The organism is Halomonas sp. B23F22_3 (assembly GCF_043496965.1).
Classification (GTDB): Bacteria; Pseudomonadota; Gammaproteobacteria; order Pseudomonadales; family Halomonadaceae; genus Halomonas.
The window spans coordinates 453586-477793 of the sequence record NZ_JBIEKG010000004.1 but is presented as its reverse complement, the minus strand read 5'-3'; the positions used below and the strand labels follow the sequence as shown (position 1 = coordinate 477793).

The window sequence follows — 24208 nt, the reverse complement described above, 5'->3', positions numbered from 1 at the left end:
GATAGCTTCAACAAGTCCTCATATAAACAACGACAAACAAGTACGTCGACTACGACATCAAGATCTAGAGGCGTCGAGGGAGACGCCGTCGCAGCGGAAGGCGCGCATCCAGTGCTGCAGATGGCGCAGTAGCTGCAGCCCGGCCCGGGGCATGCGCCGGCCGACGCGCGTCACCATGTGCGCGTTGGCCTGGGTGAAGTGCTTGCCGACCACGTCGCGCGCCACCAGCGACCCCTCCTCCAGCTCCCGGGCGGCGGCGAAGCGCGGCAGCAGCGTCGCGCAGAGCCCGGCCCGCGCCGAGTGCTTGAGCACCTCCAGCGAGCCGGTCTGGAGGCCGACCGTCAGCGGCTGGCTGGCCTCGCGAAACGCCACATCGACCAGCTCGCGCACGCCGTGCCCCGGGTGCCACAGCGCCAGGGGATGGCCGGCCAGCCGTGCCAGGGTGATCGGATCATCCTCCTCCTGGGCCAGCGGATGCTGCGGCGCCATCAGCAGCACCAGCGGCTGGCGCGTCGACTGCCAGAAGCGCAGGTGCGGATGCACCTGCTCGTGATACATCAGGCCGATATCCGCCTCGTCGTTGACCACCGCCTCGATGATCTCCCGGGTACTGCCGGTATCGATCTTCAGGCGAATGCCGCGATGGCTCTCGGTGAACTCGCGCAGCGGATGGCCGATCAGGTCACCGACGAAGCCCTCCCCCACGTGCAGGGTGATCTGGCCCGTCTCCAGGCGCTGGTAGGCGTCCAGGGCATCGCTGAAGTGACGATCCAGGCGGGTGCGTCGATGGCAGTAGTCGAGCAGTAGCTCCCCTTCCGGAGTGGGACAGACGCCGTCGCGGCGACGCTCCAGCAGGGTGGCGTCCACCGCGGCCTCGAGCAGCGCGATCTGGCGACTCACCGCCGAGGGCGCGATGGCAAGCCGGGCCGCCGCGGCACGGATCGAGCCCGTCTCGACGGTCAGCTGAAAGTAGATCAGGCGCTGATGGGGAATTTCCATGGCGGGCGGGCGCTTATGGTTGAAAGAGAGCCTCAAGCCTACCAGCCGCCCCAGGGGCGCGGTAGCACGACGCCTTCGGCCGATGCGCCGGCGAAAGGCGCGGCTTGACCCCCGCCATGCCAGGCCGCAGTCTGCCGACATCGGGATGCCCTCCAAAAACTCCAACGAGGACCACGGAATGTCCGATGCCTCACGGCCGGCGACGGCCGACCAGGCAGCGCCCCGCGACCCCGAAGCGGCGGCGCCCGCCGACCGGCTGGCCGAGCTGCTCGCGCGCGTGGCGAACCGCGACCGCCACGCCTTCGCCCGGCTCTATGACGCCACCTCGGCGAAACTCTATGGCACCGTGCTGCGTATCCTCAAGGAGAGGGGCCTGGCGGACGACGTCGTCCAGGAGGTCTACGTCACCATCTGGCAGAAGGCCGCCCAGTATGAGGCCGGACGCGCCTCGCCGATCGCCTGGATGGCGGCCATCGCCCGCCACGCCGCCATCGACGAACTGCGCCGCCGGCCGACGCCGCGCCACGAGCCGGAGGATGTGCTGGAGCAGGTGGTCTCCGATGCCCCCGGGGCGCGAGACCGCGCCGAGCGCGACCAGGAGGCCCGGCGGCTGCATGCCTGCCTGGCCGAGCTCGACGGCGGGCGGCGCGACATGGTGCGCCTGGCCTACCTCGACGGCTGGTCCCGCCACGAGCTGGCGACCCATTTCGAGCAGCCGGTGAATACCGTCAAGACCTGGCTCCATCGAGCCCTCAAACAACTCAAGGGGTGTCTGGCGTCATGAACGAGCGTGACGATATCGACATGCTGGCCGGCGAGTTCGTGCTGGGCACCCTCACGGCCGAGGAGCGGGCAGCCGTGGCCCGGCAGCGCCTGGACGACCCCGACCTGGACGCCCGCATCCTCGCCTGGGAGGCGCGCCTGGCCGCGCTGGACGACGAGGTGGCGGCGGTAGCCCCGCCGCCGGGCCTGCTGGCACGGATCGAACGCCGCCTCGATGCGCTCGAGCCGGAGACGCAGGCAGAGACAGAGCCGGCGGCCGAGGCGACACGCCCGCCTGCCGACACTCACCGCCTCGCCCAGCTGCGCCGGCGGCTCGGTTTCTGGCGCTGGAGCGCCGGGCTCGCCTCCGCCGCGGCCCTGGTGCTGGGCGCGGTGCTGATCGCCTCGCCCCCCCGCTCGCCCCAGGCGCCCCCGTTCGTGGCGGTCTTCCAGCAGGATGACCAGCAGCCGGCGTTCCTGCTCTCGGTCGACCTCCCCAGCCGCCAGCTGCACGTGCGCCCGGTCACGGCGGAGCCCCTGGCGGATCGCGCCTACCAGCTGTGGATCAAGGAGGCCTCGCTCGGCCCCGCCCCGCGCTCGGTCGGCGTGCTCAATGAGGACCTGACGCTGGAGGCCGGCGCCCTGCGCGACTACGACCCCGAACTGCTCAAGCGGGCCACCTTCGGCATCAGCATCGAGCCCCCCGGTGGCTCGCCGACCGGCCAGCCCACGGGGCCTGCCATCCATGGCTACCTCTATCCCACCGGTCAGGAGGGCGAATCGCAGCGGCTGTGAATTTTTTTCGCGCCGGGTGAAACCGCTCACCATCATCGTGCGTATCTAGGAGCACGCCCATCACCTGGATGGGCGTGTTCGAGATCAAGGAGAGCATGATGATGACCAAGTTCATGACAAGCGCACTCGTATCCGCATCGCTGCTCGCCGGCGCCTCCCTGGCCCAGGCGAACATGCACGGTGACATGCACCCGGGCGTCTGGGCCGACGACCAGTCCGTCGCCGGCGGCACGGTCTCCGCAGAGAAAGTCGTCGCCGACGCCAACGGCTGGCTGGTGGTGCACCGCACCGACGAGAGCATGAAGCCGGGCCCGGTGGTGGGCCACGCCCCGCTCAAGGCCGGCGAGAACCAGGACGTGGCCGCCATCCTCACCGAGGAGGTCGCGGCCGGTGACCATCTGATGCTGATGGTGCACAGCGAGGAAGGCGGCATGGAAACCGGCATCTTCGAGTACACCCTCGGCGCCAAGGAAGACGGCCCGATCAAGCGGGATGGCAACCTGGTGACGGCGACCATCACTGCCCAGTAAGGGCGCCGGCGGGGCCCACGGGGCTCCGCCTGCTCCCCACGCTGCACGCCGGCCGTGGCCGATTCCCCGGCAGCGGTCAGGAAGATAGTTGACAGGCAAACGTTCTCTAGATAGAACGTTCTATAAAAGGAACGACGAGAGCGCCTGTCATGGATACCCCCTCCCTCAGCACCCTGGGGCAGCACCTGCAGTCCCTGCGCAAGGCCCAGGGCTGGTCGCTGTCGCAGCTGGCCGCCGCCGCCGGCATCGCCAAGTCGAACCTCTCACGCCTCGAGCAGGGCAACGGCAACCCCACCCTGGACACCATCTGGCGCCTGGCGGTGCAGCTGAAGGTGCCCTTCGGCACCCTGGTCGCCCCCATCGCCGTGCCCCTCGGCGAGGACGGCGTGGAAGTGCGCCTGATCGATCAGGGCAAGGACAGCCCCCAGGTCGATGCCTACTGGATGCGCTGCGCGCCCTTCACCACCCGCGTCGCCGAGCCGCATACCCCCGGCGCCCGGGAGTCCCTGACCCTGATCAGCGGCCATCTCGAGGCCGGACCCGAGGGCGACACCCGCCGGCTCGCCGCCGGCGATACCCTGACCTTCGCCGCCGACCGCGCGCACTGCTATCGCACCGGCGACGACTGGGCCACCCTGCTGGTCAGCGTGGTCTACCACGGGGAGGTACCGCGATGAGCCACCAGGTCGTCTCCTCGTCTCAGCGCCCCTGGCTCACCGGCATGCGCGAGGCGATCCCCCTGCTCGGCGGCTACGTGCCGGTGGCCATCTCCTTCGGGCTGGTCGCGATCCAGGCCGGCTTCAGCGCCCAGGAGGCGGTGCTGATCTCGGCCCTGATCTACGCGGGCGCCTCGCAGTTCCTGTTCGTCGGCATGGCCGCCGCCGGCTCGCCGCTGTGGCTGGTGGTGGTCATGACGCTGCTGATCAACCTGCGCCACGTGGTCTATGCCCCCAACCTGGCCCCCTGGCTGACGGCGAGCCGCGGCTGGCCCTGGCTGATGCACGCCCTCACCGACCAGGTCTTCGCCCTGGCGCACACCCGCCTGCCGCAGCTGCCGGAAACGCAGCGGCTCGGCTGGTTCACCGGCGCCGGCCTGTTCGCCTGGGCCAGCTGGATCGCCGGCACCGCCCTGGGCGCGCTGGCCGGCGAGGAGCTGATCGCGCGCTGGCCGCTGGTCGGCGAGATCATGCCCTTCGCCCTGCCGGCCCTCTTCCTCGTGCTGGTGGTGCCCCGCTTCACCACCCGGCGCTGGAGCCTGGCGCTGAGCCTGACCATCCTGAGCGCCCTCGCCCTGACCGTGACGGGCTTCACCAACCTGGCGATTCCCCTCGCCGCCGCCTGCGGGGCACTGTGCTTCCAGGTCGTCAAGTTTGGTCCCGCCAAGCACGCAGCACACACGAAAGGAGCCCGCCATGAGTAGCGCCATGTGGATCGCCGTGATCGCCTCGGCCCTAGGCACCCTGCTGCTGCGCCTGCTGCCGATGCTGTGGATGCGGCGTCGCCTGAAGCGGCTCGACCATGACGAGGGCATCGACGCCATGCCCCAGTGGCTCGGCATCCTGGGGCCGCTGATGGTCGCCGCCGTGCTCGGCACCTCACTGATGCCAAAGGCGCCGGATGCCGTCTCCTGGCTCGCGACCGTGATCGGCGTGCTCGCGACGCTGGCCGTATGGTGGCGCACGCGCACCCTCGGCTGGCCGGTCGCGGCCGGCGTGGCGGCCTTCGGCGTAGTGGTGGTGCTGGCAAGTTGGGTGCTTTAGGAAGGGTGATAAAAGGCGACGTGATTGCCAAATCGCATGGTGGGTCCAGCAGCGCTAGAGCCTGCGACCAAGGGATCATGAGCTGTACCTAATGCATACCAATAAAAGCCTTCCCTTTTTATTTTCAGCATTTTACGTGTCAGTCAAATCGCCATTGATGGCCAACTCATGTCTTCCTGATGGACGCAAACTGGTCATTTCCCCACAAGATTCTGAAGACAAACCAAGGCATGTCAGCACATGCCCTACTTCACAAAATGACAAGATTGAAAGCAAAAGCCAGTCAATTTTTCCTAATTGATCAATTTGGTTGACGCTTTGTCGAAACTCCTAGTGTCGAACTGTGAATTCTGACTGGCGTTTGGCTTTGCTTAACACTCTCCATTAACGCAAGATTTTCTTACAGAAAAATCTAGCCCTTATTAAAGCAACATAGCCAAGCCATGCTAGCTATCTTATCAAAGCTACATCAAGAGCTCGTCAAGTGTTTTTTCACTCTTTTCATGCTTTCGTTTTATTTTCTTGTAGGCATCAAAACCCGACTGCAAATATTTGATAGAAAAATGACCTCCGCCATTCAGCAAGTCCACCATCACTGGGGTTTTATATGTCAACTTACTCACATCATAAATTACCGCGTCAACTGCGTCTTCTAACCCCTCCGTCTCTTGTTCATTAACGGAATTACTCAACACATAACTACCATACATATATTTCTGAAAATCTTTGAAATAACTTTCACTGGGAGACTCGTATTCTCCCATATACCTAACGGCAAGCTTCAACACTGAAACCAACTTACTCTCACCTCCTTTATAAGTGGCAACTATGTTGTCATCATCAATCCTTAAATCTTTATAGTATTTTTTCATGAACTTGGTAGCATGCGTGATACCCACATGCCTTTTAACCCCAATCTCTTCGAACAACTCCTCTAATTTCGGTATAATCAAGGAGCGCTCAATCAGCTCTGGAGACATTTCTAATAGCAATTGTATAACGTCATCTGAGTCTATATTCTTCCAATATCTTTCAATCAACTTACTCTGTCTTTCAGGGGTGGCTCTAGAAATATACCAAGCCACAAAATACTCTTGGAAGGATCTGTGGGAAAAGGCAATTTCAATGCCATCTTCTATCAACAGACATGCAGCGCCAAGCAAATCAGCTAGATAGTCTTCTGTTTTAAAATCAAAACCTACAGAATCTCTTGCTTTTTCGATAAAACTCAAACACTCCATCTTCTGCATTATAAAAAGCCTTCTATCATAAGTTTGCAAAGCAAACGCAGAAAAGACTTTTGCAAAATCCATCGTATCTAGCTGAGTCAACTTCTTTCTACGATACCCACCCTTTTTGGCATCATGCTGATGAAACAGAGCTTCATATGCCTGACTATAAAAAATACTAATTTTTGATGGTATCTGAGCATTCTCTCCATAAGTCAACAGCATAATGGAAAGCAGCAAAGGGTTTGAAAGAAATGAAACATGTCTTTCAAACAACCCATTCGCCAAATCTTTAGTGAACTTTTCTTTTATCTCTTCGTCATATGGCAACTTTTCGATTAGACTTACTGCCCTATCTAGACTTAAAGGCATAACTCTGAAAGCATCAAAGTCTTCGTAGCCTTCAAAACTATCATCTGGCCTAGATGACAAGACTATAGGACACTCAGAATGTCTTGTAGACAATCTTTTAATTTGCTTCAACAGCTTAGTTCTTAAAGTATAATCAACCTCATCAAAACCATCTAAAAAAAACGCAAAATGCCCCTGCTCTTTAGCTTTTTTTACAAAATCATTCCGCGTATCAAACCCAAAATCTTCTAACGTGGAAAGAATCAAGTCATCCAGTGAACCATCATGATCATTAAAGTCTCTCAACTCTACAAAAACAGGGGCATAACGTCTATCCATAATACAATCTAAGAACAAGTGTTTCATCAACACCGTTTTTCCACACCCACCAGTCCCCAACACAACAAGACGGCTCGACTCATTTAAACATCCTGAAAAAGTAGGCGACCCTATATGAGACGAGCCATTGGATAAGCCTAAAGGAACATAGTAATCATACAAGCCAACGGATTGGTTTTGGATAAAAAATGATTTTGACTTTGAGTACTTTTTATAGACATTCTCCAAGTACTCCTTGTACGCCGTCCTTAGCTCAATCTTCAAATTATCACTTACTTCTCCATAAGCTGTCTTTGCTATTTCTAAAATTTTGCTTGCATTTGCCGACAAAAAATCTGCAACAAACTTTCCCTCGCTGTCCATTTTTTCCCTCATTTTATTAATTCCTGCCTTCCACCCAAGTACCAACTATCTAAAACCCGCCTAGCTAGTCGGTATCCCTCCCTGTCTGCTTGAGCGTCTTCCGCGCCCTCCTCTCCAAGCTTATGTATTCGCAGCAAAAGCTCGAGGCGGATACTCGGAATCAGATCAAAGCATTAGGAAAATCTTGAGAATAGCAGGCACGGCTGGGGTTGCAATGCGGGCAGCGCGAATTCTCCCGGCGAGGCGGGATCAGGAGGGAGAGGTAAAGCGGAGTGGTGGGCCCAGCAGGGCTCGAACCTGCGACCAAGGGATTATGAGTCCCCTGCTCTAACCAACTGAGCTATAGGCCCTTTCCGGAAACGCCGAACGGCGCCGGCGTATGATAGCGAAAGCCGATGGGCGAGGCCAGCGCCGAAGGCGATACCGCCTCCGGCGCGGCGCATTCGGGATCGGCTCAGCCGCCGACCACGCTCAGGATGGTGTAGGGCGCCTCGCAGGAGTGGCGCTCGTCGCGCTCGTCCAAGCTGCCGAGCCCCATATGGCGGTCGTTGTCGTAGGCCACGAACAGGCGGTCGTGGTCGAGCACGGCCAGCCCCTCGGCCTTGTGCTCGAACTCCAGCGGCGCGCCTTCCGGAGTGGTCACCAGCCGCGGGGTCTCCCCGGCACGGAACTCCGCGAGGCTCAGCTCCCACAGGTAGCCGCCGATGTGCTCTTCCCCGTCCTGCTCGGTCTCGAAGCTCGTCAGCAGATAGAGCCGGGCGTGATAGGGGTCGTACTCGAGGCTCGAGAGGCCGCACTCGAAGCGCACCCCCTCGTGATGCCCCGGGTCGAAGGCGAAGAACTCGCGCATCTCGTCGAGAAACTCGAGGTTGCCGCTCTCGCTGATCTGGTAGTGCGCCCCCACCACGCGGCTGACGTAGGCGAAGTCGTCATGGGCGTAGCCCTGCTCGCGGATGCCGAACAACAGCAGGCCGTCGCCGCGCTCGCCGGGGATCGCCGCGAGCCCCTCTATCTTGTAGTAGGGAAAGCCGATGGCGCCGCTGAGCTTGCCGCGAAGCTCCAGCGAGCCCTCCACGCCGTCGCGGGGATCGGGGTCGACCACCTGTACCTTGTCGGGCTCACCCAGCGGCCAGATCAGCAGGTGGTTGTAGTCGTTGAGCGCGTGGCTTTCGTCGTCGATGCGGTCGAAGCCGGTGGTGGCCAGCACGTGGCGGCCATCGGCGGTGAGAGCGAAGTCCTCGTACTTCTCGGCCTGCTTGATCAGCGGCTGCGTGAAGTAGTCGAGGCGGGTGTCGTCGGGGCCCTGGTCGTCGATCGGCAGGGCGAAGCAGGCGGAGCGCGCCTCGCCGGGAATCGGCTTGTCGCTGGCCATCAGCAGCCGCTTGCCGTCGAAGGCCACCGCCGATACCTCGGCGTTCACGATCTTGCCCTTCTCGTCACGCAGGCCTGCGGGAAAACAGTGGATGGTGCCCTGCTGCCGTATGCTCGCCTTGACCATGAGGACTCCTCTCGGGGGATGTGGTGATCACCCTAATCGGCAAATGCCCACCACGATAGGGCGCGGGCGGTAACAGTCCGTTACCGCACAGCAGTGAACCCGCACGGCTTCGCACCGTACAAAGGAGATGCGGCGTGACGGCACGCCGCCGGACCTGGCTAAGCTACTCAGTGGACCCGTAGCCACGGGCCTGACGCCACGCTCCTGCCGACAGGAGCCTGATGCGAACCGCCTGCGAAAGAAGCCTGTGACAAGGAGAGAACACATGATTCACGGTAAGCCCCTGCATCACGCCATCCATACCGCCACCCTCGGCGCCATGCTCGCCGGCAGCTTGGCGCTGTCCGCCGGTGCCATGGCCGCGCCCCAGGGCCTCTACTCCGCCGATGAGCTGATGGATGCCGATGTCTACTCCTCCACCGGCACCGAGCAGATCGGTGAGGTCGAGGACATCCTGCTCGACAACGACATGCAGGTGCGCGCCCTGGTCATCGACACCGGCAACCTGCTCGACCTCAAGGGGGAGCAGCAGTTCGTGGTCGAGTCCGGCAAGTTCACCGTCGAGACCCAGAACGGCAACAGCCTCGAGGAGATCGAGTATCAGGTAAACGTCGACCTGAGCGAGGCGGAGCTGGCCGAGCAGCCGGCCTACACCAACGACTGGTGGCAGAACGCCCGCCAAGACGCCCACCAGGCCTGGGAGCAGACCAAGGAGGGCGCCGCCAGCGCCTGGGAGAGCACCCAGGAAGGCGCCTCCCGCGCACTGGATCGCATCGGCCAAGCACTGGAGAACGTCGGCGAGAAGACCCAGGACGCCGCCAACCAGTAACGCCCTCCCCCACTCGGGTGCCTTCGGCACGCAAGGCCCGGTCCTCGACCGGGCCTTTTCCGTTTTCGGTGCATGGCACACCGGACCCGTCGCTGCCGACGGGGGCGGCACGACCGACCGAGTGACCCGCCACGCCTAGCGTTGCGCCATCCGCAACCCGATGTTTCATGAGAACGGGCATCAAATGAGGATCATTCTTCATTAGAATTCCTTGCCATTGATAATCACTATCATTCAAGGAGCCTCATGCCCTCTCTCGCCCCCCACGCCCTGTCCCGTGCCGTGGCGCTGGCCGCCGCCTCCACCGCCCTGCCGGCCCTGGCTCAGGAGGCCGTCGACCTCGACAGCCTCGTGGTGACCGCCGCCGGCTTCGAGCAGGCCATGAGCGAGGCGCCGGCCAGCATCTCGGTGATCTCCCGCGAGGAGCTGGAGCAGAAGCGCGTGACGAGCCTCGCCGACGCGCTGCGCGGCGTGGAGGGCGTCGACGTGGGCGGCCAGGTCGGAAAGACCGGCGGGCGCAACATCCGCATTCGCGGCCTGCCCAGCGACTACACCCTGATCCTGATCGACGGCCGCCGCCAGAATACCGCCGGCAGCGTCACCCCCAACGGCTTCGGCGAGACCGCCACCAGCTTCTTTCCGCCAGTGTCGAGCATCGAGCGCATCGAGGTGATCCGCGGCCCGATGTCGACCCTCTACGGCTCCGACGCCATGGGCGGGGTGATCAACATCATCACCCGCCGGGTCGGCCGCGAATGGGGCGGCTCGGTAGAGGCCGAGGCCACGCTCAACGAGCACGACGAATACGGCGACAGCCGCGCCACCAGCCTCTATGCCAGCGGGCCGCTGGTCGAGGACACCCTGGGCCTGCAGGTGCGCGGGCGCTTCCATGACCGCGACGCCTCGCACCTGACCTACACCGAGGCGGATGGCACCGAGGTGCCGGTCAGCTCGCGCGGACCGAGCCCGGTGGAGGGCGACGTCTACAGCCTGGGCGGCCGGCTCAGCCTGACCCCGACCGCGGATCACGACCTGTGGCTCGATGCCGAGACCAGCCGCCAGCGCTACCACAACGACGACTGCCAGCTCGGCACCCTGGATGGCCGCACCCGCAGCTGCGAGCCGGATCCGGGCCAGGCCAAAGGCTACGCCGATGAGCTGCGCTTCGAGCGCGACCAGCTGGCGATCGGTCATACCGGCCGCTTCGCCGCCGGCACCCTGACCTCGAGCCTGATGCAGAACACCACCGAGACCGTGGGGCGCACCATCCCCGGGGCCATCGGCGTGCCCTACGCGGCCTTCCCGGAGATCGTCGGCGGCGACGCCCGCGAGCTCGAGACCACCAACACCGTGCTCGACAGCAAGTTCGTGATGCCCCTGGGCGATCACGTCACGACCGTCGGCGGCCAGTGGATGGACTCCACGCTGACCGACGGCCTGGCCACCGAGGAGTTCGCGCAGACCACCTGGGCGCTGTTCGCCGAGGACGAGTGGTGGCTCGCCGACGACTGGGCGCTGACTCTGGGCGGGCGCTACGACCATCACGACGCCTTCGGCAGCCAGTTCAGCCCGCGCGGCTACCTGGTGTGGAGCGCCACGCAGCAGTGGACCCTCAAGGGCGGCATCAGCCGCGGCTACAAGACGCCCACGCTCAACGCCCTGCACGCCGGCATCAACGGCGTGACCGGCCAGGGCACCGTGCTGACCATCGGCAACCCCGACCTCGAGCCGGAGACCAGCACCAGCAGTGAACTGAGCGCCCAGTTCGACAGCGGCGACGGCTTCATGGCCAGCGCCACCCTCTTCCACACCCGCTTCGACGACAAGATCGCCGCCGGGCCGGACCTGGTGGTGAGCGGCGACCCGCGGATCCCGGATGGCGTCTACGCCCAGGACATCAACGTCGACGAGGCCGAGACTCAGGGCATCGAGCTGGCGACCCGCCTCCGGCTCGCGCCCGCCTGGCACCTGAAGGCCAACTACACCTATACCGACAGCGAGCAGAAGAGCGGCGAGCAGGCCGGCGAGCCGCTGACCGACACCCCGGAGCACGCCGTCAACGCCACCCTGCGCTGGCAGGCAAGCGAGCGGCTCAGCACCTGGCTTTCCGGCGAGTATCGCAGCGAGCGCTATCGCGACCGCGAGCGGGTACGCGGCGCCCCCTCCTTCGCCGACCTGGGCGACTTCGAGGCCTACGCACTCTTCCACCTCGGCGGCAGCTATGCCCTGTCGAACGGCGTGACGCTCAGCGCCACCGTCTACAACCTGCTCGACAAGGACTTCGTCGACTACCGCGCCTACGACAATGGCAACGAGTACGGCAACGCCTACGCCAACAGCGAGGAGGGTCGTCGGCTGTGGCTCTCCGCGCGCTACGAGTTCTGAGCCGGGTTGAGTCTCGTCTCGTCGCCCCGGCCTCCGTCGGGGCGACGCGCTAACGAGACGAAATATCATCGGTTAATGATTTTCATCTCAAGGCCCAGCTGGCACACTGCTCGCTCGCCTCCCCTCTATATTCCCGCCCCTCCTTCCGCCATGGCCGCCGACATGCCCGATTTCGATGAACTGACCGCCTTCGACGACGTCATGGCCACGGGCAGCCTGACCCGCAGTGCCCAGGCACTGGGCGTGGCCAAGTCGACCCTGAGCCGGCGCATCAGCCAGCTGGAGGCGCACCTCGGCCAGCCGCTGCTGCGCCGCCAGGCCAACCGGCTGATTCCCACCGAGGCGGGGCTCTTGTTTCACGACTACTGTCGCGAGATGCTGGCCCTGGCCACCCGCAGCCGGGAGGCCCTGACCGAGCTCTCCGAGTCGATCAGCGGCCGCATCAGCCTGGAGGTCCACGGCGCCCTGGCGCGCTGCTGGCTGGCCCCGGTCGTCGACGCCTTCCTGGTGCGCCACCCGGACGTGGAGCTCTCCCTGCATGCGCGGGAGGTCGCGCCCCAGGTGCCCGACAGCCACCGCCTGCATATCTGGCTGGGCCCGGTACCGCCCTCGGAACTCAAGGCGGAACCGCTGGGGCGCCTGACGCGCGGGCTCTATGCCCACCCGGCCTACCTGGCCCGCCACGGCATGCCGCACCACCCCCAGGCGCTGGCCGAGCACGCCTGGATCGACCTCTTGGGCCACAGTCGTCGGGGGCTCGCGCTCTGCCACGCCGAGGAAGGCAGCGTGCACTTTCGCCCGCCACGCTCGCGACTGAGCGTCGATCTGACGCTGCTGCATGTCGACGCCATCGCCCGCGGGCGGGGCATCGGCCTGCTGCCCCACTGGCTCGTCGAGCAGCGCGAGGCACACCACCCCGGCGAGCTGGTGCCCTGCCTGCCCGACTGGCAGGCGGCGCCGCTGCCGGTCACCCTGCTCTCGGCCTATGGCCACCAGCCGCGCCGAATCGCCACCCTGCTCGAGGTGCTGCGCCAGGCGGTCCCCGAGGCCTGGCACCCTTCCACCCCGGCGATCTGAGCCACCCGGACGGGGCGAAACGCGATCCGTTCTGGCTCTTCTTCGAAAGTGCGGTCTAATCTGACGAGGCTGGCGTTTCGATCCTTGGCCCTGTCCCGTCGCGCGCGTCGTTGGCCACGCCACAGGGCCTCTATTTCCTCGTGTCTCCCCCGCGTCGCCCCTCGATCCGAAGCCCTGCGGCGGCGTCGCCGTGCGCCGCTCCGGGAGACACCCGCACGCCTACCGTGCCACCCGGTTAGTGCCGCCTCGAAGCGCGCAACGCAACGAACACGGCTCGACCCGACCGAGCCCGGTCCGATGGCCGCCACCTGGGAGACCCGCATGTCGCTAACACGCCACTCGCTTGCCACCGCCCTGCTGTTCGCGGGCGCCCTGCTCACCGGTCCGGCGCTCGGCGCAGAGGTGATCGCGTCGCGCCTTTCCACCGACCACCATGACCTGCGCCTGGAACGTGTCGCCACGGGACTCGAGCACCCCTGGGCGTCGGCCGAGCTGCCGGGCGGTGGATGGCTGGTCACCGAGCGCCCGGGACGACTCTCGCGGATCGACACGGACGGCCGCGTGACGCGCCTCGCCGGCGTCCCCGAGGTCGATGCCGCCAGCCAGGGCGGTCTCCTGGATGTCGTCCTGCACCCGGACTTTGGCCAGAGCACGGGCCAGGTCGAGGGCCGCGACTGGGTCTATCTCACCTGGAGCCAGGCGGGACCCGGCGGCCACGCCACCACCCTCTCCCGCGGGCGCCTCGAGGGCGATGCCCTGGTGGCGCTGGAGACGCTCTTCACCCAGAACCGCTTCGCCCCCACGCGTCACCACTATGGCTCGCGCCTGGCCTGGCGCGCGGACGGCACCCTGCTGATGAGCGTCGGCGAGCGCGGCCGTCCGCAACGCGCCCAGGACGGCGGCGACCATACCGGCAGCTTCGTGCGCCTCACCGCCGAGGGCGGCGTGCCGGCGGACAACCCCTTCGTCGACGACGACGCCGTCCTCGATGAGATCTTCACCCTGGGCCACCGCAATCCCCAGGGCCTGACCGTGGCGACTGATGGCACCGCCTGGAGCACCGAGCACGGCCCGCGCACCGGCGACGAGCTCAACCGCCTGGTGGCCGGCGAGAACTACGGCTGGCCGCTGGTCAGCCGCGGCAACGACTACGCCACCAACCAGCCCATCGGCCGCGACAGCGCACCGGGCATGCGCGATCCCGTACACGTCTTCGCCGGCCGTTTCGCCCCCTCGGGCCTCGCCGAGGTGACTGGCGACGCCTTCCCCGCCTGGCGCGGCGACCTGCTGGCCGGCGGGCTGCGCAGCGAACGGCTGGTGCGCCTGTCCCTGAACGGCGACAGGGTGGTCGAGCGCGAGGTGATCCTCGAGGGAGAGATCGGCCGCATCCGCGATGTCCGCCTGGCCCGCGACGGCACCCTCACCCTGCTCAGCGACAGCGCCGACGGCGGCCTGTATCGGCTGCTGCCCGCCGCGGCCGACTGACGGCGCCGCTTACCGGGCCCCTTCACCTCCTCAGGCACACCCGCCACAGCCCCGTCGGGGGCCTCTCGCGCCCCGGACCGGGCGCCGGCCTGCGACCAAAGTGGCGACCGGAGGCGAACACAACCGGGGCATTTTTTTGCTACGCTGAAAGGCTTCCTTCCGCCCGTTTTGGCGCCGCCGCGGTTAATTTGATTTAGCCTGACGCGGGTTTTTATTTGAATGGTCATTCAAATACCGCTAGGGTAAGCACACCTCTTCGTCGCCTGATGCCGCGGTCAACGGTACCGCCTGGCACAGTTACGTCTTAATTTTGCGTCACTTCACTCGACCCTTCGGCCCCTCCCGCCGAACCGACGGGAAGCCGACATAAGGCAGAGCCAATGAACGAGAATCGAAACGTCAAGATTCGGGTACGCAACCTGAGCAAGGTCTTCGGCAGTCAGCCCAAGAAGGCCCTCGAGATGCGCGACCAGGGACACAAGCGTCCCGAGATCCTCGACAAGACCGGCCAGACCCTGGGCCTGTCGAACATCGACTTCGATGTCTACGAGGGTGAACTCCTGGTGATCATGGGGCTGTCCGGGTCCGGCAAGTCGACCCTGATTCGCTGCCTCAACCGCCTGATCGAGCCCACCGAGGGCGAGATCGTCATCGACGGCGAGGACATTCCTCAGCTGGATGACAAGGCGCTGCTCGAGTGCCGCCGTCGGCACTTCTCCATGGTGTTCCAGAACTTCGCCCTCTTCCCGCATCGCACGGTGCAGCAGAACGCCGAGTTCGGCCTCGAGATCCGCGGCGTGGAGCCGGCCGAGCGCGCCGACATCGCCCAGAAGGCGCTCAAGCAGGTGGGCCTCGAGGGCTGGGCCGATGCCTATCCCAACCAGCTCTCCGGCGGCATGCAGCAGCGCGTGGGCCTGGCCCGGGCACTGGCCAACGACTCCACCGTGCTGCTGATGGACGAGGCCTTCTCGGCCCTGGACCCGCTGATCCGCGGCGACATGCAGCAGGAGCTGCTCGAGCTGCAGCACCGCATGCAGAAGACCACGGTGTTCATCACCCACGACCTGGACGAGGCGCTGAACATCGGCGATCGCATCATCCTGCTCAAGGATGGCGAGATCGTGCAGATCGGCACGCCGGAGGAGATCCTCACCAACCCGGCCGACGAGTACGTCGAGCGCTTCATCGAGGGCGTCGACATGTCGAAGATCCTCACCGCCGAGCACGCCATGCGCCCGGTGCGGGCCACCGCCCGCGAGGATGACGGCCCGCGCACCACGCTGCGCAAGATGAGCGAGCACGGCCTGGACTCGATCTACGTGACCAGCCGCGACCGCACCCTGCTGGGCCTGGTGGAGGTCGATGCCCTGGAGCAGGCCGACCAGCAGGGCAAGGAGCGGATCAGCGAGCTGATGACCCAGGACTTCCGCACCGTCGGTCCCGAGGAGCCCCTGCACAACCTCTTCGCCATGTTCAGCGAGAAGAGCTTCCCCATCGCCGTGGTGGATGCCGAGAAGCGGCTGCAGGGCGTGGTGGTCAAGGGCGCCGTCCTCGATGAACTGGCACAGGCAGGAGACAAGTAATGGCTATCGAAATCCCGAGCATCCCGCTGGGCCAGTGGATCGAAGGCGGTCTCGACTGGCTGACCACTGAATATTCCGGTGTCACCCGCGGCATCTCGCGGGTCACCCAGACCGGCATCGACGGGCTCAACGACGCCCTGTTCTGGCTGCCGCCCTGGGCGCTGCTGCTGATCATCGTCGGCCTGTGCTGGTGGGTGTCGAGCCATCGCCTGGCCATCGGCGCGGCACTCGGCATGGCGCTGATCTGGAACCTCGATCTGTGGGACCCGATGATCGAGACCCTAACGCTGGTGGTGATCGCCACCCTGGTCGCGGTGGTCATCGCCCTGCCGGTGGGCATCGCCGCGGCGCTCTCCGAGCGGCTCTACCGGACGATCATGCCGGTACTGGACTTCATGCAGACCATGCCCGCGTTCGTCTACCTGATCCCGGCGATCCCGTTCTTCGGCATCGGCTCGGTGTCGGCGATCTTCGCCACGGTGATCTTCTCGATGCCGCCGGCGATCCGCTTCACCACCCTGGGCATCCGTCAGGTGCCCAAGGACCTGATCGAGGCCGCCGACGCCTACGGCGCCACTCGCCGCCAGAAGCTGCTCAAGGTCCAGCTGCCGCTGTCGCTGCCCACGGTGATGGCCGGCATCAACCAGACCATCATGCTGGCCCTCTCCATGGTGGTGATCGCCGCCATGATCGGTGCCGACGGCCTGGGCAGCGAGGTATGGCGCGCCATCCAGCGCCTGCGTCCGGGCGACGGCTTCGAGGCCGGCATCGCCGTGGTGATCCTGGCCATGCTGCTCGACCGCGTGACCCAGTCGCTGCGCAAGGGCCGCAAGGCCTGAAGAACCAAGACTTATGTCGCAGAGGCGCGCCCTTGAAACCTCTCGGGCGTCGCCTCAGTTCACGTGATTCACCCTCGAAAGAAGGACCCTAGATGACTCAGCAACCGCTTAGCCGTCGCATCCGTTTCGCCAGCCTCGCCATGATCGCCGGGGCCGGTCTCGCCGCGGGCACCGCCCAGGCACAGGACAAGGGCACCGTCGACCTGGCCTACGTCGAGTGGGCCTCCGAAGTCGCTTCCACCAATGTGGTTCGCGCCGTGCTGGAGCAGGCCGGCTACGAGGTCGACATGACCTCGCTCTCCGCCGCCGCCATGTGGCAGGCCGTCGCCACAGGCGATGCCGACGCCATCGTCGCCGCCTGGTTGCCGACCACCCACGCCGACTATCTGGAGCGGGTGAACGATGACGTCGTCGATCTGGGAGCCAACCTCGACGGCACCAAGCTGGGCCTGGTCGTGCCGGCCTACACCGACGTCGACTCCATTGCCGAGCTCGACGCCAACGCCGACGCCTTCGACGGCACCATCACAGGCATCGATCCGGGTGCCGGCCTGATGAGCCTCACCGAGCAGGTCGTCGAGAGCTACGACATCGAGGAGCTGGACCTTCAGAGCGGCAGCGGCGCCACCATGACCGCCGCCCTGGACAGCGCCCTCAAGAACGAGCAGGACATCGTGGTCACCAGCTGGACGCCGCACTGGATGTTCGCGCGCTGGGATCTCAAGTACCTCGAGGACCCGCAGGACGTCTACGGCGGTGCCGAGCAGATCCACACCATCGCTCGCGATGGCCTGAAGGAGGACATGCCGGGGGCCTACGCCATCCTGGACGCCTTCGAGTGGACGCCCGAGCAGATGGGTGAGGTCATGCTGATGAACCAGTCTGGCGATGCCGAGCCCTACGAGAACGCCAAGCAGTGGGTCGAGGAGAACCAGGACGTGGTGCAGGAGTGGCTGCCGGCGCAGAGCTGATACGCCGCCGAGCCATCCCATCACCGTGCTGATGGTCGAGGGGAGAGTCCGACAGGGCTCTCCCCTTTCTTTTGGGCTGACGTCGGCGGCACCCCAGGCAACGTCGTTGACGGCCACATTTGCAACCGGCGAGCCGCCTCAGCATGCTGATAGCGACATTCCTGAGGGAGGAAGAGACAATGCCGAAGCACCCGATGCGCCTCGCCGGCCTGGCCCTGATCGCCGGCGCCGGCCTGGCCGCAACCACCGCCCAGGCCCAGGAGAAGGGCACCGTCGAACTGGCCTATGTCGAATGGGCCTCCGAAGTCGCCTCCACCAACGTCGTCGCCGCCGTGCTGGAACAGGCCGGCTATGAGGTCGAGCTGATCTCGCTCTCCGCCGCCGCCATGTTCCAGGCCCTGTCCACCGGCGATGCAGACGCCATCGTCGCCGCCTGGCTGCCGACCACCCACGCCGACTACATGGAGCGCGTGGGTGACAAGGTCGACGACCTGGGGGCTAACCTGAACGGTACCCGGCTGGGCCTGGTGGTCCCTGCCTACACCGACGTCGACTCCATCGCCGAGCTCGACGCCAACGCCGATGCCTTCGACGGCACCATCACCGGCATCGATCCGGGTGCTGGCCTGATGAGTCTCACCGAGCAGGTTGTCGAAGACTACGAGCTCGAGGAGATGGATCTGCAGAGCGGGAGCGGCGCCACCATGACCGCCGCCCTGGACAGCGCCATCAAGAACGAGCAGGACATCGTGGTAACCGGCTGGACCCCACACTGGATGTTCTCTCGCTGGGACCTCAAGTACCTCGAAGATCCCAAGAACGTCTACGGCGATGCCGAGCAGATCAACACCGTCGCTCGCAAGGGCCTCGAGGAGGACATGCCGGAGGCCTATGCCATCCTGGACGCCTTCGAGTGGAGCCCCGAGCAGATGGGCGAAGTCATGCTCATGAATCAGCAGGAGGACTCCGACCCCTACGAGAACGCCAAGCGGTGGGTCGAGGAGAACCAGGACGTGGTGCAGGAGTGGCTGCCGGCGCAGGGCTGATACGCCGCCGAATCCTCCCATCATCGCGATGCGGGTCGAGGGGAGAGTCCGACAGGACTCTCCCCTTTCTTTGGGCCTGACCTTGGGTCCGACGCCGAGGGATCTTGCCGCCAGCGGTGCCCCACGGTTATCAGCCGTCTTACACTTGATTACAATGCGCTATTAGACGCGCGCTTGTCGCGTTTCGCATACGCTTAATGTGCCGATGGTGTAGGGTAGGCGCCGATTGACGGCAAGATACGTTGAAAGCAGCCCATGCCCAAACACCCTTGACCGTCCACACTTGACGTGAAAACCGCCGACCCTATCAGAAGGAGCGCAAGCATGTTCAAGAAGATCATGGTGCCAGTGGACCTGGCCCACCTCGATGTGATCGAACCATCGCTGAAGATCGTCGCCGATCAGGCGAAGCACTACGACGCGGAAGTCTGTTACGTCGGCGTCACCGCCACCACGCCGGGCTCCGTGGCCCGCACGCCGGAAGAGTTCACCCAGAAGCTCGAGGCCTTCGCCCAGGAGCGCGCCAAGGTCCACGGCCAGCCGGTCAGCACCCATACCATCGTCAGCCCCGATCCCATCGCCGATCTCGACGACGACCTCATCGAGGCCATCGACAAGGTCGGTGCCGACCTGGTGGTCATGCCGACCCATCCCCCCAAGCATGTGGATGTGATCATGCCCTCTCATGGCGGCAAGGTGGCGACGCACACCAAGGCATCGGTGTTCCTGGTGCGCCCGGGAGCCGGCGAGTAACCCCGTCGAGACATGGACCTACACCCATCGATAACCGCAAGGGAGACGTCTAGTGGCTAAACAACCCAACGACGGCAAACCCAAGGTGCCGGAGGATACCGGCACCGAGGGGATTCCGGCGCCCGAGGGCGCGGCCAACCTGATCGATACCGACTACGTGATCGGCCAGGACAACATCACCGCTTCCCCCCTGGGGATCGACGTGGACCTGCACGGCAAGGTCTTCCTCTTCTCCTCCCTGGTGATTCTGTTCTTCGTGATCGCGACGCTGGCCCTCCAGGACCAGATGGAACCGATCTTCAATGCCATGTTCAGCTTCCTGACCACGAAACTGAGCTGGGTCTTCCTGCTGGGCGCCAACGTCTTCGTGGTGCTGGCGATCGTGCTGATCTTCACCCCGCTGGCCAAGGTGCGCATCGGCGGCGCCAACGCCAGGCCCGACTTCAGCTACTTAGGCTGGTTCGCGATGCTGTTCGCCGCGGGCATGGGCATCGGGCTGATGTTCTACGGGGTGTCGGAGCCGCTGACGCACTTCGGCACCGCCATGGGTGGCACCTCCGTCGAGAACGGCGTGCGCACCGACTGGGCGCCGCTGGGCGCCGCCGCGGGCGACCAGGCCGCCGCCATCGACCTCTCCATGGCCGCCACCATCTTCCACTGGGGCCTGCACCCCTGGGGCGCCTATGCCATCGTCGGCCTGTCGCTGGCGATCTTCGCCTACAACAAGGGCCTGCCGCTGACCATGCGCTCGATCTTCTACCCGATCCTCGGGGAGCGCGTGTGGGGCTGGCCGGGCCATGTGATCGACATCCTGGCGGTCTTCGCCACCCTGTTCGGCCTGACCACCTCGCTGGGGCTCGGCGCCACCCAGGCGTCCGCGGGTCTGAACTACCTGTTCGGCGTCCCCGACACCAACACTACCCTGATCCTGCTGATCATGGGCATCACCCTGGTCGCACTGGGCTCGATCATGCTGGGTGTGGACAAGGGCGTGCAGCGCCTGTCGCAGATCAACATGGCGCTGGCCTTCCTGCTGCTGGCCTTCGTCATCGCCGTCGGCCCGACGCTGATGATCGCCATCGGCGTGTTCGACAACCTGATGGGCTACGTGCAGAACCTGCCGGCGCTCTCGATGCCCTTCGGGCGTGAGGATGCCAACTTCAGCCAAGGCTGGACGGCCTTCTACTGGGCCTGGTGGATTGCCTGGTCGCCCTTCGTCGGCATGTTCATCGCCCGCGTCAGCCGCGGCCGCACCGTGCGCGAGTTCCTGATCGCCGTGCTGCTGGTGCCGTCCATGGCCTCGGTGGTGTGGATGACCGCCTTCGGCACCACGGCCATCGACCAGGTGATCAACCAGGGCATCACTGCGGCGCAGGATGCCGCCCTGGAGCTGCAGCTGTTCACGATGCTCGAGTACCTGCCGCTGACCACTATCACCTCCTTCGTCGGGATCGTGCTGGTGATCGTGTTCTTCGTGACCTCCTCCGACTCCGGCTCGCTGGTGATCGACTCGATCACGGCCGGCGGCAAGGTCGATGCGCCGAAGCCGCAGCGCATCTTCTGGGCGCTGATCGAGGGTGCCCTGGCCATCGCACTGCTGCTCGGCGGCGGCCTCGGCGCCCTGCAGACGGCCGCCCTGACCACCGGCCTGCCCTTCACCATCGTGTTGCTGGTGGGCTGCTATGCGATCGTCAAGGGGCTGATGAGCGAGCCGCGCAGCAAGTAGCGGCACAGCGCCTCCCCCGACGCTCGTCCCGCATCGAGCGACGCGTCGGGTAACACGAAGAAGGCGGCCCTCGGGCCGCCTTCTTCGTGTCTGCGCCGGTCATGCGCGCCGCCGGCCGCGACTAGCTCCACAGCTCCCCCACCGGCGTCTCGGGGCCGAAATGCGTGGCCACCTGCGCCTGCAGCAGCTCGGCGGTGGCCAGGGCATCGACCAGGGCATGGTGACCGGAGTAGACCGGCAGGCCGTAGCGCTCGCGGCTGTCGTAGAGGCGGATGGAGGCCGGCGGCCGCCCGATCCAGCGCTTGAAGCGCGCCAGCAGCGACTGACGGTGGCGGCGCGCCTCCAGCGACATGGTGTCGATGACCGGGAACATCAGCCCCTCCCCGCGACGCGTCTTCACGGCGGCATCCAGGAACGGGCGCTCGATGTGCCGATAGTGCACCACCACCAGGCGCCCCGCGATGGCCTCGAGGAGCTCCTCGAGAATATCGTCGAGGTCCGGGGCACCCACGATGTCCGAGTGGGTGATGTGGTGAAAGGTCACCGACTTGGCGCTCAGCGGCCGCGGCGGGCGGAGCACCCAGTAGCGCCGTTCGGACAGCCGGATGCGCCCCAGGGTGAAGGGCACCAGGCCGATGCTGACGATGGCGTGGCGCCGCTCGTCGAGCCCGGTGGTCTCCATGTCCAGGGCAACCATGGGGACCTCGGCGATGGGCGTGTCCGGCGCCGACGTCCCGGCCGCGAAGCAGCGGGCGAGCAGCGGGTCGCGGGCCAGCTCGGCGCGCTTCGCCAGATACTCGGGCCAGCCCGGGGCCGGTAGTTTCCTGCGTCGGGGAAGGCGCATCTCAGCGTGACCGCGACGACGGCATGGGATAGCGGAACTTGAGGAACTTCTGGGCGTTGCTCAGCACCTGGAAGGCATCCTTGAGGTTGTGGCGCTCGGTATCGGACACGTTCTCCGGCTCGATGTCGTTGTCCGGCTCCTGCTCGTGCTGCAGGTCGATCATCTGGTGGCGAATCCGCGACATGCTCAGAAACTCGAGGGCATAGCGCAGCCGGTCGCTGACCCCGGGGGCCAGCAGCTGGGTGCGGTCGATGTCCTCCAGGCGATCGAAGCTGTTCTGGGCCCGCGAGCCACAGGCCAGGGCGTGGACGCGGATCAGGTCGACCATCGGCGCGGTCCCTCGGCGCTTCAGGTTGATGGTGTTGTTGTGCTTGCCGTCCTTCTCCATCACGAAGGTGCGGAAGAAGCCCAGTGGCGGCGTGCGGTTCAGGGCATTGCGCGCCATGGAGGCGAGAAAGCGCGGATGCTTGGGCGCCAGCTTGGCGACCAGGTCCTGGAGCTCCTCGACGAGCCGGTTCTCACCGAAGACGCTGTCCAGGTCGAAGAAGATCGAACTGTGCAGCAGCCGCTCCGGGGTGGGTTCTTCGATCCACTCGTGAAAGTAGCCCTTCCACACCGCGAGCGGCTGGCGCCACCGCGAGTTGGTGGCCATGATGTCGCCCTTGCAGTAGGCGTAGCCGCAGGCGGCCAGGCCGTCGCTCAGGCGCTTGGCCAGGGCCAGGAAGTAGGCGTCATGAAGCTCGGGGTCGAAGTCGTCGGAGAGCACCAGGGCGTTGTCCTGGTCGGTGACGACGGACTGCTCGTTGCGCGCCATGGAGCCCAGCGCCATCAGGCAGTAGGGCACCGGCGGCGGCCCCAGCTCCTCCTCGGCGAGCTCCAGAAGGCGCCGCGACATGCTGCGCCCGATGGTGGAGAGTGCGATACCGACCATCCGCGAGTCGGCGCCCTCCTCGACCAGGCGCACGAAGGCAGCGTCGACGTCGGGCTTCAGCCTGGCGAGCCCTTCGCTGTTGGACTGGTGAAAGATGTTGCTGACCAGGTAGAGGCTCGACTGGGTCTCGTAGCGGATGATGTCGGAGAGGTGGACGATGCCGACCGGCGAGCGACGGTGCATCACCGGCAGGTGATGAATGTTGTTGCGCAGCATGCAGAGCATGGCCTCGTGCACCGACTCGTCGGACTGCACGGCGATCAGCTTGTGGGCGATCACCTCCCCCACCGGGGTATCGGCAGGCCGCCCCTCGGCCACCACTCGGGTGCGGAAGTCGCTATCGGTGAGGATGCCCTTGACCTGCCAGGCGCGCCCCTCGCTGTCACGGAAGGTGTAGCGGGGGTTGTCGCTGGGTTCATCGAGCACCAGTACCGCCGAGGCCTGGTAGTCGCTGATCAGCCGAGCGGCCTCCTGGACGGTCGTGGAGGCCTCGACCATCACCGGGTAGCGGGAGACCAGCTTGCGCACCCGGGTGATCATCATGTCGTTCTGCTTCTTTTGCTCCTCCACCGTCGACTCGAGCCGCGGGCGATCCACCTCGACGAACTCGGCGAAGTGTTCGTCCGCCTCGCAGAGCTGGTAGAAGACCGACTCGGGAATGAAGTAGATCAGGCTGTCTTCCATCGCCTTGGCGGGGAAGCGAGTGCGGCGATTTCGCAGCAGGCTGAAGTGGCCGAAGATATCGCCCTCGCCCAGGCGATTGTAGAGCTCGCCGCCGCGGCGATAGACCTCGACCGCGCCGCTGCGGATGTAGCAGAAGTCGTGGACCTCCTGGTCGAGGGTCAGGATGTCGCTGCCGGCCTTGAAGTAGGCCACCTCGACCTGGCCGGCCACCTCGTCGAGCAGGTCGTCGGAGATGCCATCGAAGGGCGGGAACCGCCCCATGTGCTGGCGGATTTCCAGCAGTTCCACGTCCATGTCCATGACTCCGAGCGGTGGGGAGGTACCAGTCTGGAATGGCCCGGCGACGCTGTAAAGCCGCTGTCGCCGCCAGCCAGGGCCTCGCCTCCCCCAAACGACGAGGGCCGCCCCGTGCATCACGGGGCGGCCCTC

At 65.0% G+C, this 24208-nt stretch carries 21 protein-coding genes and 1 tRNA gene; 16 read left to right on the top strand and 6 right to left on the bottom strand.

All coding sequences use genetic code 11. The features are described from left to right. Positions 1-57: 57 nt before the first annotated feature. On the bottom strand, positions 58-999 hold the full coding sequence (locus ACGTNG_RS11430; protein WP_394577130.1) for a LysR family transcriptional regulator: 942 nt from the start codon (positions 997-999) through the stop codon (positions 58-60). A 178-nt stretch (positions 1000-1177) separates the two neighbouring features. Here ACGTNG_RS11430 and ACGTNG_RS11425 point away from each other — a divergent pair, with 178 nt between their 5' ends. The 6 genes from ACGTNG_RS11425 (at position 1178) to ACGTNG_RS11400 (ending at position 4846) form a co-directional block, all read left to right on the top strand. Continuing rightward, positions 1178-1783 (top strand): sigma-70 family RNA polymerase sigma factor, encoded by a 606-nt coding sequence (locus ACGTNG_RS11425; RefSeq protein WP_394577129.1) that lies wholly within the window; start codon positions 1178-1180, stop codon positions 1781-1783. Continuing rightward, positions 1780-2556 carry an anti-sigma factor gene (locus tag ACGTNG_RS11420; RefSeq protein WP_394577127.1) on the top strand — a complete coding sequence of 259 codons (777 nt, stop codon included), beginning with the start codon at positions 1780-1782 and terminating at the stop codon, positions 2554-2556. The genes ACGTNG_RS11425 and ACGTNG_RS11420 overlap by 4 nt, the downstream gene beginning before the upstream one ends. 98 nt (positions 2557-2654) lie before the next feature. Next, complete coding sequence (locus tag ACGTNG_RS11415) at positions 2655-3086, top strand: DUF7282 domain-containing protein (protein ID WP_394577125.1); 432 nt, start codon at positions 2655-2657, stop codon at positions 3084-3086. A 149-nt stretch (positions 3087-3235) separates the two neighbouring features. Next, the gene (locus tag ACGTNG_RS11410; RefSeq protein WP_394577124.1) at positions 3236-3763 is read left to right on the top strand and encodes a helix-turn-helix domain-containing protein; all 528 of its coding nucleotides are present in this window, start codon (positions 3236-3238) and stop codon (positions 3761-3763) included. Next, complete coding sequence (locus ACGTNG_RS11405) at positions 3760-4506, top strand: AzlC family ABC transporter permease (RefSeq protein WP_394577123.1); 747 nt, start codon at positions 3760-3762, stop codon at positions 4504-4506. Before ACGTNG_RS11410 ends, ACGTNG_RS11405 begins: the two co-directional genes overlap by 4 nt. Further along, entirely contained in the window at positions 4499-4846 is a 348-nt protein-coding gene (locus ACGTNG_RS11400) for an AzlD domain-containing protein (RefSeq protein ID WP_394577122.1), read from the top strand. Before ACGTNG_RS11405 ends, ACGTNG_RS11400 begins: the two co-directional genes overlap by 8 nt. Positions 4847-5310: 464 nt before the next feature. Here the strand turns inward: ACGTNG_RS11400 and ACGTNG_RS11395 are convergent, their stop codons facing one another. The 3 genes from ACGTNG_RS11395 to ACGTNG_RS11385 all read right to left on the bottom strand — a co-directional run bounded on the left by ACGTNG_RS11395 (position 5311) and on the right by ACGTNG_RS11385 (position 8626). Continuing rightward, positions 5311-7128 carry an NACHT domain-containing protein gene (locus ACGTNG_RS11395; RefSeq protein ID WP_394577121.1) on the bottom strand — a complete coding sequence of 606 codons (1818 nt, stop codon included), beginning with the start codon at positions 7126-7128 and terminating at the stop codon, positions 5311-5313. Positions 7129-7401: 273 nt separating this feature from the next. Beyond that, positions 7402-7478 (bottom strand) — tRNA-Ile (locus tag ACGTNG_RS11390). Between the two features lie 104 nt (positions 7479-7582). Next, on the bottom strand, positions 7583-8626 hold the full coding sequence (locus tag ACGTNG_RS11385) for a hypothetical protein (RefSeq protein WP_394577120.1): 1044 nt from the start codon (positions 8624-8626) through the stop codon (positions 7583-7585). A 265-nt stretch (positions 8627-8891) separates the two neighbouring features. On the opposite strand from ACGTNG_RS11385, the gene ACGTNG_RS11380 reads away from it, so the two are divergent. From ACGTNG_RS11380 to ACGTNG_RS11335, 10 genes are all read left to right on the top strand, one after another. Further along, complete coding sequence (locus ACGTNG_RS11380) at positions 8892-9455, top strand: PRC-barrel domain-containing protein (protein ID WP_394577119.1); 564 nt, start codon at positions 8892-8894, stop codon at positions 9453-9455. A 246-nt stretch (positions 9456-9701) separates the two neighbouring features. Then, entirely contained in the window at positions 9702-11840 is a 2139-nt protein-coding gene (locus ACGTNG_RS11375; protein ID WP_394577118.1) for a TonB-dependent receptor domain-containing protein, read from the top strand. Between the two features lie 162 nt (positions 11841-12002). Continuing rightward, positions 12003-12917: a LysR family transcriptional regulator gene (locus ACGTNG_RS11370; protein WP_394577117.1), complete on the top strand. Its 915-nt coding sequence runs from the start codon at positions 12003-12005 to the stop codon at positions 12915-12917. Between the two features lie 321 nt (positions 12918-13238). Continuing rightward, entirely contained in the window at positions 13239-14402 is a 1164-nt protein-coding gene (locus ACGTNG_RS11365; RefSeq protein WP_394577116.1) for a PQQ-dependent sugar dehydrogenase, read from the top strand. 380 nt (positions 14403-14782) lie between these two features. Beyond that, positions 14783-15985, top strand: a complete 1203-nt coding sequence (locus ACGTNG_RS11360; protein ID WP_394577115.1) for a quaternary amine ABC transporter ATP-binding protein — start codon at positions 14783-14785, stop codon at positions 15983-15985. Between the two features lie 5 nt (positions 15986-15990). Beyond that, positions 15991-16824: an ABC transporter permease gene (locus tag ACGTNG_RS11355; RefSeq protein WP_394577264.1), complete on the top strand. Its 834-nt coding sequence runs from the start codon at positions 15991-15993 to the stop codon at positions 16822-16824. Between the two features lie 92 nt (positions 16825-16916). Next, positions 16917-17795, top strand: coding sequence for a glycine betaine ABC transporter substrate-binding protein (locus ACGTNG_RS11350; RefSeq protein WP_394577114.1), 879 nt, complete (start codon positions 16917-16919; stop codon positions 17793-17795). A gap of 179 nt (positions 17796-17974) precedes the next feature. Next, entirely contained in the window at positions 17975-18841 is an 867-nt protein-coding gene (locus ACGTNG_RS11345) for a glycine betaine ABC transporter substrate-binding protein (protein ID WP_394577113.1), read from the top strand. 324 nt (positions 18842-19165) lie between these two features. Continuing rightward, the gene (locus ACGTNG_RS11340; RefSeq protein ID WP_394577112.1) at positions 19166-19594 is read left to right on the top strand and encodes a universal stress protein; all 429 of its coding nucleotides are present in this window, start codon (positions 19166-19168) and stop codon (positions 19592-19594) included. Positions 19595-19646: 52 nt separating this feature from the next. Beyond that, a complete protein-coding gene (locus ACGTNG_RS11335) occupies positions 19647-21320 on the top strand; it encodes a BCCT family transporter (RefSeq protein ID WP_394577111.1) in 1674 nt (557 codons plus the stop codon). Positions 21321-21441: 121 nt separating this feature from the next. Here ACGTNG_RS11335 and ACGTNG_RS11330 read toward each other — a convergent pair whose 3' ends face one another. Beyond that, on the bottom strand, positions 21442-22164 hold the full coding sequence (locus ACGTNG_RS11330) for a 3'-5' exonuclease (protein ID WP_394577110.1): 723 nt from the start codon (positions 22162-22164) through the stop codon (positions 21442-21444). 1 nt (position 22165) lies between these two features. Continuing rightward, complete coding sequence (locus tag ACGTNG_RS11325; RefSeq protein WP_394577109.1) at positions 22166-24073, bottom strand: DUF294 nucleotidyltransferase-like domain-containing protein; 1908 nt, start codon at positions 24071-24073, stop codon at positions 22166-22168. Positions 24074-24208 lie beyond the last annotated feature (135 nt).